General features: G+C 75.2%; 13 protein-coding genes. 5 read left to right on the top strand and 8 right to left on the bottom strand.

Annotated elements, in window-relative coordinates:
* Window positions 1–110 precede the first annotated feature (110 nt).
* Window positions 111–326 (bottom strand): MbtH family protein, encoded by a 216-nt coding sequence (locus ACH4B3_RS24445; RefSeq protein ID WP_398466025.1) that lies wholly within the window; start codon window positions 324–326, stop codon window positions 111–113.
* A gap of 315 nt (window positions 327–641) precedes the next feature.
* Here ACH4B3_RS24445 and grpE point away from each other — a divergent pair, with 315 nt between their 5' ends.
* Together grpE and ACH4B3_RS24435 are read left to right on the top strand one after the other, a co-directional pair.
* On the top strand, window positions 642–1,097 hold the full coding sequence (gene grpE / locus ACH4B3_RS24440; protein WP_398466024.1) for a nucleotide exchange factor GrpE: 456 nt from the start codon (window positions 642–644) through the stop codon (window positions 1,095–1,097).
* Window positions 1,098–1,417: 320 nt separating this feature from the next.
* Window positions 1,418–2,614 (top strand): FAD-dependent monooxygenase, encoded by a 1,197-nt coding sequence (locus ACH4B3_RS24435; RefSeq protein WP_398466022.1) that lies wholly within the window; start codon window positions 1,418–1,420, stop codon window positions 2,612–2,614.
* Between the two features lie 147 nt (window positions 2,615–2,761).
* On the opposite strand, the gene ACH4B3_RS24430 is transcribed toward ACH4B3_RS24435, so the two are convergent.
* Window positions 2,762–2,995 (bottom strand): dodecin, encoded by a 234-nt coding sequence (locus ACH4B3_RS24430; RefSeq protein WP_398466020.1) that lies wholly within the window; start codon window positions 2,993–2,995, stop codon window positions 2,762–2,764.
* Between the two features lie 150 nt (window positions 2,996–3,145).
* The gene (locus ACH4B3_RS24425; RefSeq protein ID WP_398466018.1) at window positions 3,146–3,604 is read right to left on the bottom strand and encodes a universal stress protein; all 459 of its coding nucleotides are present in this window, start codon (window positions 3,602–3,604) and stop codon (window positions 3,146–3,148) included.
* Window positions 3,605–3,699: 95 nt separating this feature from the next.
* Between ACH4B3_RS24425 and ACH4B3_RS24420 the strand changes: the two genes are divergently transcribed.
* Both ACH4B3_RS24420 and ACH4B3_RS24415 read left to right on the top strand, forming a co-directional pair.
* On the top strand, window positions 3,700–4,551 hold the full coding sequence (locus ACH4B3_RS24420; RefSeq protein WP_398466016.1) for a metallophosphoesterase family protein: 852 nt from the start codon (window positions 3,700–3,702) through the stop codon (window positions 4,549–4,551).
* A gap of 212 nt (window positions 4,552–4,763) precedes the next feature.
* Window positions 4,764–6,140 carry a cytochrome P450 gene (locus tag ACH4B3_RS24415; protein ID WP_398466014.1) on the top strand — a complete coding sequence of 459 codons (1,377 nt, stop codon included), beginning with the start codon at window positions 4,764–4,766 and terminating at the stop codon, window positions 6,138–6,140.
* Here the strand turns inward: ACH4B3_RS24415 and ACH4B3_RS24410 are convergent.
* From ACH4B3_RS24410 to ACH4B3_RS24395, 4 genes are all read right to left on the bottom strand, one after another.
* Window positions 6,118–6,873 (bottom strand): hypothetical protein, encoded by a 756-nt coding sequence (locus ACH4B3_RS24410; protein ID WP_398466012.1) that lies wholly within the window; start codon window positions 6,871–6,873, stop codon window positions 6,118–6,120. The two genes, ACH4B3_RS24415 and ACH4B3_RS24410, sit on opposite strands and share 23 nt — an antisense overlap.
* A 20-nt stretch (window positions 6,874–6,893) precedes the next feature.
* Complete coding sequence (locus ACH4B3_RS24405) at window positions 6,894–7,049, bottom strand: hypothetical protein (RefSeq protein ID WP_398466010.1); 156 nt, start codon at window positions 7,047–7,049, stop codon at window positions 6,894–6,896.
* 646 nt (window positions 7,050–7,695) lie between these two features.
* On the bottom strand, window positions 7,696–8,484 hold the full coding sequence (locus ACH4B3_RS24400) for a crotonase/enoyl-CoA hydratase family protein (protein WP_398466008.1): 789 nt from the start codon (window positions 8,482–8,484) through the stop codon (window positions 7,696–7,698).
* Window positions 8,481–10,127, bottom strand: coding sequence for an acyl-CoA dehydrogenase family protein (locus ACH4B3_RS24395; RefSeq protein ID WP_398466006.1), 1,647 nt, complete (start codon window positions 10,125–10,127; stop codon window positions 8,481–8,483). The genes ACH4B3_RS24400 and ACH4B3_RS24395 overlap by 4 nt, the downstream gene beginning before the upstream one ends.
* A 212-nt stretch (window positions 10,128–10,339) precedes the next feature.
* Here ACH4B3_RS24395 and ACH4B3_RS24390 point away from each other — a divergent pair, with 212 nt between their 5' ends.
* The gene (locus ACH4B3_RS24390) at window positions 10,340–11,059 is read left to right on the top strand and encodes a PaaX family transcriptional regulator C-terminal domain-containing protein (RefSeq protein ID WP_398466150.1); all 720 of its coding nucleotides are present in this window, start codon (window positions 10,340–10,342) and stop codon (window positions 11,057–11,059) included.
* Window positions 11,060–11,161: 102 nt separating this feature from the next.
* Here ACH4B3_RS24390 and ACH4B3_RS24385 read toward each other — a convergent pair whose 3' ends face one another.
* Window positions 11,162–13,219: a phosphocholine-specific phospholipase C gene (locus ACH4B3_RS24385; RefSeq protein ID WP_398466004.1), complete on the bottom strand. Its 2,058-nt coding sequence runs from the start codon at window positions 13,217–13,219 to the stop codon at window positions 11,162–11,164.
* Window positions 13,220–13,251 lie beyond the last annotated feature (32 nt).

The raw sequence follows: 13,251 nt of genomic DNA, 5'->3' as shown, positions 1-13,251 counted from the left end.
GGGTTTTTTTTTGTGGGGGGGGGGGGGGGGGGGGGGGGGGGGCGCGCCGGCCCGGGCGGGGGGGGGGGGGGGGGGGGGGGGGCCCGCCCCGCGCCCGGCCCCGCGGCGGCTCAGGACGCGCCGTCCATCGCCCGCACCAGGCTCAGCGGCCGCATGTCGGTCCAGTTCGCCTCTATGTAGTCCAGGCACTCCTGGCGGCCGGTCTCCGCCAGGGCGACCGTCCAGCCGTCGGGCACCTCGGCGAAGGAGGGCCACAGGGAGTGCTGCCCCTCGGCGTTGACGAGCACGAGATACGTGGCGTCGGGGTTCTCGAACGGGTTGGTCATGAGCTTCCCTCCGAAAGTCCGGTGATCGCCTACTGGGATATCAGGTCCGGGTGTCCGGTGGGAGAGCGGCCGGGGGCCCGAGCGCCGAGGTGGCCGGAACCGGCCGCCCGGCGACCGTCCCGGGCGCCGCCGGAACCGCCTCCGACACGCCGGTCGGTAAATCCGACGATGTGCTGTACGAGCCGGTGGGGGAGCGGCACACTGGGCATCCCCGCCGCCCGGCCCGGAGGCTGCCATGGCCCGCCGCTGACACCGAACCAGGACGAACCAACGCCGTCGGCGATCTCCGCGGACATCGCCAAGGGGGAGACGACGATGCTCTGGAACCCACTGCCCGGACGCCGGGTCGCGCGCCTGCGCGAGGAGAACGCCCGGCTGCGCGCGGAGGCCGCGGAACTCCGGGCCGAGGAGCTGATCCGGCGCGCGGACGCCGAACACCCGCACCCCGTCGTGCCCGAACTGCTGCTGCTCGCCGACTGGCTGGGCGATCTCCTCCGGGACGACGGGCGGCCCGCCGAGCCGGAACAGGCGCAGATCGCGCTGCGCTGGCTCGACGGCCGGCTGATCCGGCTCTTCGCCGTCTGCGAGGTGGCCGACCTGCACGACGAAGGGCCCGTCGACCCGGCCCGGCACGAGATCGTCGGCCGCCGGCCGGCCGATGACGGCCGGCCGGTCGGCTCGATCGCCGAGACCGTGCGGCACGGCTTCGTCTGGCGCGGCCGCGTGCTCCGCCCCCAGCAGGTGATCGTCTACGCCGAGGACGACCGCTGACCCCCGCTCCGCGCGGCCGGGTGGCCCCGCTCCGGCCCGCCGCCGCCCGGCACCCCACCCGCCCCCGCGGCGGGCCCCCGAGGCCGCCGGAGGCACCCCGGGGCGCGGTGGCCGAAGCGACATGACGGCCAAGCCGTCCCGAACCGCCCCGCGCCGCCCCGCCAGTTCCGGTGCCGGCGCCACACCCCCGCCCCGACCGCTCTAAGCTGCGGCGCAGCGGCGCGGGTCGGCCCGCGACCGTCCGCGGGCGGACGGTCCGGCACCACCCTGTAAGCGCTGCCGCGGCACGCCGCCCGACCCAGCGCATGGAGCAGCACAGCATGACCGACGCCCTGATCATCGGTGGCGGTGTCGCCGGAGTGGTGACCGCCATGGCCCTGCAGAAGGCGGGGATCCGCACCGTCGTCCACGAGTCGCACGCCAGCGGCGCGGACGACGCCGGGGCGTTCCTCACCGTGTTCGCCAACGGGCTGGAGGCACTGCGCGCCATCGACGCGCACCAGCCGGTGATCGACGCCTCCTTCCCCGCGGACCGGGTGGACTTCATCAGCAACACCGGGAAGCGGCTGGGGTCCCGGGAGATCGCCGGGGCAGGGGAGGGAACCGGCGCGCGCACCCTGAAGCGCGCCACGCTCTACCGGGTACTGCACGAGGAGGCGGACCGGCGCGGCGTCCGCATCGAGCACGGCAAGCGGTTCGCCGCCGCCCACACCGCGCCCAACGGCCGGATCGTCGCCTCGTTCGCCGACGGGGGCCGGGCGCAGGGCGACATCCTCATCGGTGCCGACGGCATCCACTCCCTCACCCGGAAGATGATCGACGCGGCGGCGCCCCGGCCGCGCTTCACCGGGCAGACCACCGTCTGCGGCTTCACCCGCGACGTCCCGGAACCGCCCGGGCCCGGCGCGTACACCATGATCTACGGCAAGCGGGCCTTCTTCGGCTGCACCGTGGCCCCGGACGGCGAGGTGTGGTGGTTCGCCAACGCCCCGGGCCCCGAACTGCCCCGGGCCGAACTGGCCGCCGTCACCCCGGAGCAGTGGCGGGAGCGGCTCACCGAGCTGTTCGCCGAGGACCGCACCCCGGCCGCGGACATCATCCGCGCCACCGGCGACACCATCGTGGCCAGCAACGCCTACGACCTCGCCACCATCCCCAACTGGTACGGCGACGCCATGATCGTCATCGGGGACGCGGCCCACGCCGCCGCCCCCAACGCCGCCCAGGGGGCCTCGATGGCGATGGAGGACGGCGTGGTGCTCGCCGCCTGCCTGCGTGACCTGCCGCGCCGCAGGGCCTTCGCGGCCTTCGAACGCATCCGCCGGGAGCGCGTCGAGCGGGTGGTCGCCACCAGCGCGGCGATGGCCCGCCAGACCACCCCGGGCGCGCTGGGCCGGATGGTCCGGGACACGGTCCTGCCCCGCCGGCTGGACCGGGGCGGCGCCGGGGCGGACGCCTGGCTCACCGGCCACCGCATCGACTGGGACGCCACCGTGGAGGACGGCCCGCGCCGGTGACGGGCTCGCGTCCGAGGGAATGATCTCCCGTAGGCTGATGATCGGTCATGATGGAAGGAACCGGCCGCCGGCCGGGCGGACTTCCGGAACGCGGGAGAGACGGGGGAGACATGGGAAGGCACGGGTGCGGTGGCTGAGCCGGCCGCCTCAGGAGGCGTCGGGGCCGGTGTGCGCGTCCTCCAGCCGGAAGCCGACCTTCATGTACACCTGGTAGTGCGCGACGGCGCCGTTCTCGATGTGCCCGCGGATCTGGCCGACCTCGAACCAGTCCAGGTTCCGCAGGGTCTGCGCGGCGCGTCCGATGCCGTTGCGGATCGCGTCGTCGAGGCCCTCGTGCGACGTGCCGACGATCTCGGTCACCCGGTAGGTGTGGTGCGACATGGCGGCCTCCCCGCTCCGTGTGATGGTCCGGTCGCTCCTCCCACGGTGCCCCAACCGGTACCGCCGCGCGAGCCGGGCGGCGTGCTGCCCCCGGCCGGCCCGGGGTTCGCGACCCGGACCCCGCGCCGGCGGCGGCCGCCCCGGGCCCGGTCAGGGGACCACGGTCACCGGCCAGCGGCCCGCCTTGACCAGCCGCACCGCCACCGAGCCGACGATCCGGTGACCCGCCTGTTCCGAGGCGCCCACCACCACGGCGTCGGCCTTCAGGTCGTCCGCGGCCGCCACCAGACCGCTGTACGGGTCGCCCCGGAGGGTGTGGAACTCCCAGCGCAGCTCGAAGATGCCGCGCAGCCGCTCCGCGGCCCGCTCCATCTCGGCCCTGAGCTCTTCCGCGATCTCCTCGGTGACCTCCACGACGGCGCCCCCGAGCACCGCGGTCGCGGCCGGCAGGGGCTGTACGTAGACGACGGCGAGCAGCGCGTGCTGCCGCCGGGCCAGCCCGGCCGCGTAGGCCGCGGCGCGCCAGGAGGAGTCCGAGCCGTCCACGCCGACGAGGACGACCTTGGGCCCGTCCGTACCGCGTTCGAACGACGCGGGCGATTCGTTCATCACATCTGCGAGGCTAACGCCGGCACCGGGGCAGTGATCGACCGCCCGGCCGCGGAGCACCGCACGACGACCGGCACCGTACGACAGGAGAAGTAATGGGCGGCACGCACCGGGGCGAGCTTCTCGCCATCAGCGACCTGCACGTGGCCTACGAGGAGAACCGGGCGATCGTGGAGCGGCTGCGGCCGGGCTCCGACGACGACTGGGTGATCGTCGCCGGCGACGTCGGCGAGGTGTTCAGCGACATCGAGTGGGCCCTGGGACTGCTGAGCGAACGATTCGCCAAGGTCATCTGGGTGCCGGGGAACCACGAGCTGTGGACCCACCCGAAGGACCCCCTCGAAGCGCGCGGCGTCGCCCGCTACCAGCACCTCGTCGACATGTGCCGGTCCAAGGGGGTGGTGACCCCGGAGGACCCGTACCCGGTGTGGGAGGGCAACGGCGGGCCGCTGACCATCGCCCCGCTCTTCCTGCTCTACGACTACACGTTCCGGCTGCCCGGCATCGACACCAAGGAGGCGGCGCTCGCCCACGCCCACGAGGTGGGCGTGGTCTGCACCGACGAGCACTTCCTGCACCCCGACCCGTACCCCACCATCGACGCCTGGTGCCGGGCCCGCATCGCCGAGACCGAGCGGCGGCTGGCGGCCTGCGACCCGGCGCGCAAGACGGTCCTGATCAACCACTGGCCGCTCACCCGGCTGCCCACCCAGGTGCTCCGCTATCCGGACTTCGCCCTGTGGTGCGGCAGCGAACTCACCGCCGACTGGCATGTGCGCTTCCGCGCCGAGACGGTGGTCTACGGGCACCTGCACATCCCGCGCACCACCGTCGAGGACGGGGTGCGCTTCCAGGAGGTCTCGGTCGGCTACCCCCGGGAGTGGAAGCGCCACGGCAGGCTGCCGGAGGACCCGCTGCGCCGCATCCTGCCGGTCCCCGTCGGCTGACCGGCCCAGGGAGCCCCGGGCCGTCCCGGCCCGGACGGCCCGGGGCTTTCCCGTCGGGACGGCCCGGCGCGCGGCCCCGAACGGGCGCCGCCGCCTCGCTGCGCCCCCGGGGCACCGCGGTCCGCCGCGGCCTGGCGGAACCGGCCGGCCGGTGACTAGCGTGGCGCCGTCCGGCGGGCAGCCGCGTCCGCCCGGCCCCGGAGGACGGCACGATGACGGCAACCGCACCCGACCCGCCTTCCGGCGCACCGTCGGCCGCCGGGCGGCCGCGCGGCCCGGTCGAGGTGTTCCTGCCGGACACCTACACCACCGGGGTGCCCTACGCGACGTTCCGGGAACTGCGCAGGACCGGCCCCGTCTGCTGGATCGACGAGCCGGCCGTCGGGCCCTGGCCCCCGGGGCCCGGCTACTGGGCGGTGTTCCGCCACCGGGACGTCAAGCGGGTGCTGCGCAGCCCCGACGTCTTCTCCTCGTACCTCGGAGCCACCCAGATCCGCGACCCCGACACCGAGCGGGACCTGGAGTTCGTCCGGGCGATGATGCTCAATCAGGACCCCGCCCCGCCCACCGCGGAGGGCACGCCGCGGGGCCACTCCAGACTGCGGCGGATCGTCGCCGCGGCCTTCACCCCCCGGGCGGTGCGGGAGCTGGAGTCGGTCATCGAGGCCCGGGCGCGGGCGCTGGTGGCGGAGGTGGCGGCGGACGGCCGGACGGACTTCGTGGCCCTCGCGGCCGACCTGCCGGTGTGGACCCTGGCGCACCTCATGGGCGTGCCGGAACGCGACCGCCGGTTGCTGTTCGACTGGGCCGACCGGGTGATCGGCTACCAGGACGCCGAGCACGCGCGGTCGGACACCGCCGCCACCGGGGACCTCAGCCCGATGGGCCGTGCCGCGATCGCCCACCGGCCGGCCACCCTCACCCGGCCCGACGGGCGCCCGGTGAACCCCCGCTCCCGGGAGGCGCTGAGCGACATGTTCGGCTACGCCCACGCCCTGGCGGAGCGGCCCCGCCCGGGCAGTGTGCTGGCCAGAGCACGGCAGGGCGGGCTCACCCGTGACGAGTTCGAGAACATGTTCTTCCTCTTCGCCGTCGCGGGCAACGAGACGCTGCGCAACGGCATTCCGGGCGGCCTGCTGACCCTGCTGGACCATCCCGGGCAGCACGCGCTGCTGCTGCGCCGGCCGGAACTCGTCGACGGGGCCGTGGAGGAGATGCTCCGGCACTGGCCGCCGGTGATCCACTTCCGGCGCACCGCCACCCGTGACGTCGAACTCGGCGGCCGGCTGATCCGGCGGGGCGAGAAGGTCGTGGTCTACCACGCCTCCGCCAACCGGGACGAGACGGTCTTCACCGACCCCGACCGGTTCGACATCACCCGGCCGAACGCCGGCGACCACCTCAGTTTCGGCCATGGCCCGCACTTCTGTCCGGGCGCGCGGCTGGCCCGCGTCCAGATGCGGGCCATGCTGCGCGGCACCCTCCAGGGGCTGCCCGGACTGCGGCGCGACGGCCCGGCGGTCCGGCTCACCTCCAACTTCCAGAACGGGCTCAAGCACCTGCCGGTCAGGTGGGAAACAGATCGGTGAACGGTCCCGAGGTGTCCCCCACCGACCGGCCGAACGGTGCGTCGAAGTCCCAGACCAGGAAGAGCAGGAACGCGATGAGCATGCTGAACAGCCCCGAGAGCATCAGCTCCCGCGGCGACCGGCGGATCTGCAGGGTGAAGATCAGGCCCACGGTCAGCACCGCCCCCAGGACCAGCCCGAACCACACCACCCCGGGCATCGTCGGCCCCGCGCTCTGCTCCCGCGCGCCCCGGGCGTCGGAGACCGCGGCGACCTGGTCCACCAGCGGCTGGTAGGTCTGCGCCGCCACCTCGCCGCGCGGAACGTGGTCGGTCACGTCCCGGCGGATCGTCCGCAGCAGCGTGTCACCGCGGTCGGTCAGCTCGCCCTTGTCGATCATCACCTGCCATTCGGTGTGGACCACGTGGTCCACATAGGCCCGGACGTCCGCGCGGATCCGGTCCCGGACCGGAGCGGGGTAGGCGGCGGCGCGCTCGCTCACCTCGTACAGCGCCTGCGCCTCCAGCCGCACCCCGTCCTGGGCGGCCCCGCGGGCCTCCCAGACACCGGCGATCGCCAGGCCCAGCACGATCGCGTACACCACCCCCACCATCATCGTCATGTACTCGATGACGTCCGGGGTCTCGGACGGGTCGTAGTCGTCACCCACCCGGCGCTCCTTGAGCACGGTGATCGCCAGGACCACCGAGCAGGCCGCGGCCATCGCGAGCAGCAGCACCAGCCATTCGGACATCGAACGGACCTCCCGGGTCGTCAGCGTCGCCCGCGGCCACCGGAGGCGCCGCGGGAGCGGGGTCGGAGGATGGCGGCCGCGAGTACGGCGGGCGCGGTGATCAGCAGGGTGGTGGTGACCAGCGAGGCGCCGCGCTCGGGCGACCGGCGCGGGGGCTTGTGGTGGGCGCGCGGCACCAGGGCGCGGCTCGGTGCGGACGACGGCGCGGGCCGGGACGTCGCGGACGGCCGGGGTGCCTGCGGCGCGGCCCGGGGCGGCACCGGGGACGGCGGGGGCTCGGAGGCCGGGGGAGCGGGCCGGACCGAGGGGCGGGCGGGCGTCGGCCGGGGCGGGCGGGGCGTCGGGGTCGGGGACGGCGGCCGGGTGGGTGCGGGCGTCGCGGTGGGCGTGGGCGTCGGTGTCGGGGTGGGGGTCGGGGTCGGGGACGGCGTGGGTGTCGGCGTCGGGGACGGCGTGGGCGTCGGGGTGGGGGTGGGGGTCGGCGTGGGGGTGGGCGTGGGAGTCGGCGTAGGGCACCATCCGACCCAGGCGTGGGACCCGTCGGGACCGGCCGAGGCGGTGGCGCACAGCCCGGGCACCGCCACCCGGCCGGTGTCCGCGGCGGCCATCGCTCCGGCCGAGGCGACGACGAGTGCGGTGGTGGCGAGCCCCGCACGCCGCGCGCGTTTCCATCGGTTCACGTCGGAGATGGTGGTGCACCCCGGACGGGCTTCCGCCGTATGGCGGTGCCGATTCCCTCGATGGGTGGAAAAGCCGCCCCGATCGCGGGGCGGAGGTTTAACCGGGCCGGAACCGTGGGCGGGCCTCGTGGGCGGGCCGGGCCTACCGGGGGCCCTCCACCGGGGCGTCGGGGAAGTCGCCGTGCCGGCCGGCCCCCGCCGCGAAGCGGGCGGCACCGGCCAGACCCTCGGCCAGCGCCGCCTGCCCGTACCGGAGTTCGGCCGCCAGGGCCTCCTCCTCGGACAGCCCTTCCTGCTCCAGCAGCGAGGCGCGGTCGGCCCGCAGGCACCGCTGGGGGAACCCGGCGATCCCGGCGGCGAGCCGCTCCGCCGCCGCGCGGGACCCGCCCGGCGGCACCAGCCGGTTCACCAGGCCCATGGTGTACGCCTCGGCGGCCGGCACCGGGCGCCCGGTCAGCACCAGGTCCATGGCCCGTCCGGCGCCGATCAGCCGGGGCAGCCGCACCGTGCCGCCGTCGATGAGCGGCACGCCCCAGCGGCGGCAGAAGACACCGAGGACCGCGTCCTCCTCGGCGACCCGCAGATCGCACCAGAGCGCCAGTTCCAGCCCGCCCGCGACCGCGTGCCCGCTGATCGCCGCGATCACCGGTTTGGTCAGCCGCATCCGGGTCGGCCCCATCGGGCCGTCGCCGTCCGGTGCCACCCGGTTGCCCCGCCCGGTGCCCATCGCCTTGAGATCGGCCCCCGAGCAGAACGTGCCGCCCTCGCCCCACAGCACCGCGACCCGGGCCCCGGGGTCCGCCTCGAACCCGCGGAAGGCGTCGGCCAGCGCCGCCGCCGTGGGGCCGTCCACCGCGTTGCGCACCTCGGGGCGGGAGAGCACCACCGTGGTGACCGGGCCGGCCCGTTCGACCCGGACCGGCCCGGTCACCCGTCGCCCTTGAGCCGCACCCGGTCCAGGATCGGCCCGGTCTCGACCCCGGGTGGCAGGGTGCCGAACGCGTTCCCCCAGTCACCGGAGAGCCGGGAGGCACAGAAGGCGTCCGCCACCGCCGGGTGGCTGTGGCGGACCAGCAGGCTGCCCTGCAGGACCAGGGTGAGCTGCTCGGCCAGCCGGCGCGCCAGCAGCTGCGCCCGCTGCGGGTCGGCCAGTTGCGTCAGCAGGTCGCGGAGGCGGGCCACCGCCGCGTCCAGCCGCGCGTCGGCGCCCGCGGTGGTGTCCACCTCGGCGAGGAACGCGTCGAGCGCGCCCTGCTCCCGGCCCAGGGCGCGCAGCACGTCCAGCGCGGCGACGTTCCCCGACCCCTCCCAGATCGACAGCAGCGGCGCCTCGCGGTACAGCCGCGGCATCCCCGAGTCCTCGACGTAGCCGTTGCCGCCGAGGCACTCCAGCGCCTCCGCGGCGTGCGTGCTGCCGCGCTTGCACACCCAGTACTTTCCCGCGGCCAGGGCCAGCCGGCGGAACGCGGCCTCGGCGGCGTCCCCGGCCTCGGACCGGTCCAGCGCCGCCGCCAGCCGCATCGCCAGGGTCGTGGCCGCCTCCGACTCCACCGCCAGGTCGGCCAGCACGTTCCGCATCAGCGGCTGGTCGACGAGGGCGGCGCCGAACGCCCGCCGGTGCTCGGCGTGGTGCAGTGCCTGCCGCAGCCCGGCCCGCATGCCGGCCGCCGAGCCGATGACGCAGTCCAGGCGGGTGATGTTGACCATCTCCACGATGGTCCGCACGCCCCGGCCGGGTTCGCCCACCCGCCAGGCCACCGCCTGCTCGTACTCCACCTCCGAGGAGGCGTTGGAGCGGTTGCCCAGCTTGTTCTTCAGCCGCTGCAGCCGCAGCGGGTTGCGGGTGCCGTCCGGCAGGACCCGGGGCACCAGGAAGCAGGTGATCCCCTCCGGCGCCTGGGCCAGGGTCAGGAAGACGTCGCTCATCGGGGCCGAGGTGAACCACTTGTGACCGGTGAGCAGGTAGGTGCCGTCACCGGCCGGCACCGCGGCGGTGGTGTTGGCGCGGACGTCGGACCCGCCCTGCTTCTCGGTCATCGACATGCCGGCGATGAGCCCCCGCTTGGTCAGCGGCGGGCGCAGCCCGAAGTCGTAGCTCCGGGAACCGAGCAGCGGCTCGTAGACCGCGGCCAGCTCCGGTTCGGCGCGCAGCGCCGGGATCGCGGCGTACGTCATGGAGACCGGGCAGCCGTGCCCCGGCTCGGCCTGCGCGAAGGTGTAGAACTTCGCGGCGCGCACCAGATGGGCCCCCGGGCGGGGCTCGTTCCACGCCGCCGCGTGCTGGCCGCTCTCCACGGCGGTGGCCATCAGCCGGTGGTACGCCGGGTGGTACTCGACCTCGTCCACCCGGTGGCCGTACCGGTCGTGGGTGTGCAGGACCGGCGGGTGCTCCTCGGCCATCCGCGCCCAGTCCTGCACCTCGGCGGATCCGGCGCGCTCGCCCAGTGCGACGACCTCCGCCTCGCCCCACTCGCCGCCGTCCCGGCGCAGGGCCTCCCGTACGGCGGGGTCGTCCGCGGTGCTGAAGTCGATCAGCGGTGGAGCCTGGTTGAGGACCTCGTGCGTTGCGCTCACAGCTACCTCCGGGCGGGCGGGACACGGACATGGGCGGGGCGCGGCCGGGCGCGGCACCGCCCGGCGATGCGTCTTACACTTCCATCATGCGTGAAGATGAACTGTAAGGGATAGGGTTTCGGAGAGTGAGGGAACACACCGCATCCGACACCGCGGGCCGGGGCGGCGCCGCAGCGCCCGGCAGCCTCTCCGGGCACGGTCCCGACGCACCGGTGACCCGCCCGCTGACCGCCCGTTCCGTCGTGCTCAGCACGTTGCTCGGCCATCACCCGCCGCAACTGCCGGCCCGCGCCCTGGTCCGGATCGGCGCGTTGTTCGGCACCGCGGAAGGCACCGTGCGCGTCGCCCTCACCCGCATGGTCGCCGCCGGGGACCTGGAACACCACGAGGGCATGTACCGGCTGACCGAGCGCCTGCTCGCCCGGCAGGCCCGGCAGGACGACAGCCGAGCGCCGCGCACCCGCCGCTGGCACGGCGGCTGGGAGATCGGGGTGGTGACGTCGGACCGGCGGTCCGCCGCCGAACGCGGCGCGCTCCGCTCGACGATGGCGCAGCTGCGCCTGGCCGAGCTGCGCGAGGGGACCTGGCTGCGGCCGGACAACCTGGTCCGGCCGCGTCCGGCGGTGCTGGCCGAGCAGTGCACCTGGCTCACCGGGGCGCCCGACGGCGACCCGGCCGGACTCGCCGCCCGGCTGTGGGACCTGGCCGGCTGGGCACGGCAGGCCCGCGACCTGCTGGCCGCCATGGACCGCGCGCCGGGCCCGGCGGACCGGTTCGCGGTCGCCGCCGCGATCCTGCGCCACCTCCTCACCGACCCGGTACTGCCCGCCCGGCTGCTGCCCGGCGACTGGCCGGGGGCCGAACTGCGGTCGCGCTACGACGAGTTCGAACGCGAGCTGCGGGGGCTGCTGCCCCGGCACACCGGGGCGTAGGGCGGCGGACGCGGCACGGCCGCTCAAGCCGCTGCCGCACCCTGCCGGCCGGCCGCACTCCGCCGGCCCGCCGCACATCGGCGGGCCGGGCGGACGCGCCGCTCAGCCGGTGACGGTCGCCGGGTCGCTCACCCCGGCCCGGCCGGTCTCCACGTGCCCGGCCAGCCGGCGCAGGAAGCCGGCGTCGGCGCCGGAGACCACCGACACGTCGTACCACTGCCGGCCGGCCCGCAGATCGACGGTGTGGGCCACGGTGCCCCCGGGCCGCACCGTGAAGGTGCGGGGCGGGCCGCCGTAGGCGTCGCGGACGGTGAGTTCGGCGTCGTGGGCGCCGGCGTTGGTCAGGGTCAGCGACAGGTTGCCGGTGGCGGCGTCGTGGCGCCCGGTGACCTCGGGCCCGGCGGCCGTGCCGGGGCCGGCGAAGGTGCGCAGGAAGCCGTTCGGCCCGTGCACCGTCAGGTCGTAGCGGCCTTGCGAGTAGGCGGTGTTCCAGGTGTCGGCGAGCGTCCGGCCCGCCCCGGTGGTGTACGTCCACGGGCCGTCGTCGCGGTTCCCGGCGGTCACGTGGAAGCACGCCCCCGCCCGCGGACCGCCGCCGAAGGTGAGCGTGAACCGGCCGCTGCCGGGGTCCGCCGCGCCGTCGGTGAACGGGGCGTACGGCAGCGGGCGGGTCGGCCGGGAGCCGGGCTCCTGCCGGGGCGGCGAGGGCCGGGCCGGCGGCCGGGGCAGGTAGTCGGGGTGCCGCTCGCCGTCCGGTGGGCGGTAGCCGTCGGTGCCGGGCAGCGGGGCGGGTCCGGTGTCCTGCAGCGCGAAGTCGAAGGCGGAGGTCAGGTCGCCGCAGACGGCGCGCCGCCACGGCGAGATGTTCGGCTCGGCCACCCCGAACCGGCGTTCCATGAACCGGATGACGGAGGTGTGGTCGAAGACCTCGGAGCAGACGAACCCACCGGTGCTCCAGGGGGACACCACCAGCATCGGGACGCGGGGCCCGAGCCCGTAGTTCCCGGCCGCGTAGCCGGCGTCGCCGGCGAAGTGCTCGTGCGAGGTGTCGACGGTGGAGGCGCCCTGCGCGGCGGAGGCCGGCGGGTAGGGCGGCACCACGTGGTCGAAGTAGCCGTCGTTCTCGTCGTAGGTGACGAACAGGGCGGTCCTGCTCCACACCTCCGGGTTCGCGGTGAGCGCGTCGAGCACCTGGGAGATGTACCAGGCGCCGTAGTTGGCGGGCCAGTTCGGATGCTCGGAGAACGCCTCGGGTGCCGCGATCCAGGAGACCTGCGGCAGCGTCCCGGCCCGGACGTCGGCCCGGAGGCGGTCGAAGTAGCCGTCGCCGTTCTTCACGTCGGTACCGGTGCGGGCCCTGTCGTACAGCGGGTCGCCGGGCCGGGCGTCGCGGTAGGCGGTGAAGTACAGCAGCGAGTTGTCACCGTAGTTGCCCCGGTAGGCGTCCTCGATCCAGCCCCAGTGGCCGGCCGCGTCCAGGCCGTCGCCGACGTCCTGGTAGACCTTCCACGAGATCCCGGCCCGTTCCAGGCGCTCCGGGTACGTCGTCCAGCCGTACCCGGCCTCCTCGTTGCCCAGGACCGGGCCGCCGCCGGTCCCGTCGTTGCCGGTGTGCCCGGTCCACAGGTAGTAGCGGTTGGGGTCGGTGGCACCGATGAACGAGCAGTGGTAGGCGTCGCACACCGTGAAGGCGTCGGCCAGCGCGTAGTGGAAGGGGATGTCGGCACGCGTGAGGCAGGCCATCGTCCGGGCCGACTTCGCGGGTATCCACCGGTCGTACCGGCCGTCGTGGAACGCCTGGTGGCCGCCCGCCCAGTCGTGGTCGAGACCCGCGATGAACCGCATGCCCAGGTCCTCGTCGTCCGGGCGGAACGGCAGCACCTCCTTGCGGCCGTCCGGCTGGTGCCACACCGGCTTCCCGGTCGGCAGCGTGACCGGGCGGGGGTCGCCGAAGCCGCGTACCCCCCGGAGGGTCCCGAAGTAGTGGTCGAAGGAACGATTCTCCTGCATCAGGACGACGATGTGCTCGACGTCCTCGATGGTGCCGGAGCGGCGGCGGGCGGGAATGGCGGCCGCACGGGCGATGCTGCTCGACAGCGCCGGGAGGCCCGCCGTCGCGCCGGCGATCCTGAGAAAGCGGCGCCGATTGAGTTCGGGCATCTGTCCTGGCCTCCTGGGTGGGGGAAGGGGAC

The sequence above is a fragment of the Streptomyces sp. NPDC018031 genome (genome assembly GCF_044327625.1).
GTDB lineage: Bacteria > Actinomycetota > Actinomycetes > Streptomycetales > Streptomycetaceae > Streptomyces.
This window is presented reverse-complemented; position numbering and strand designations above follow the sequence as displayed.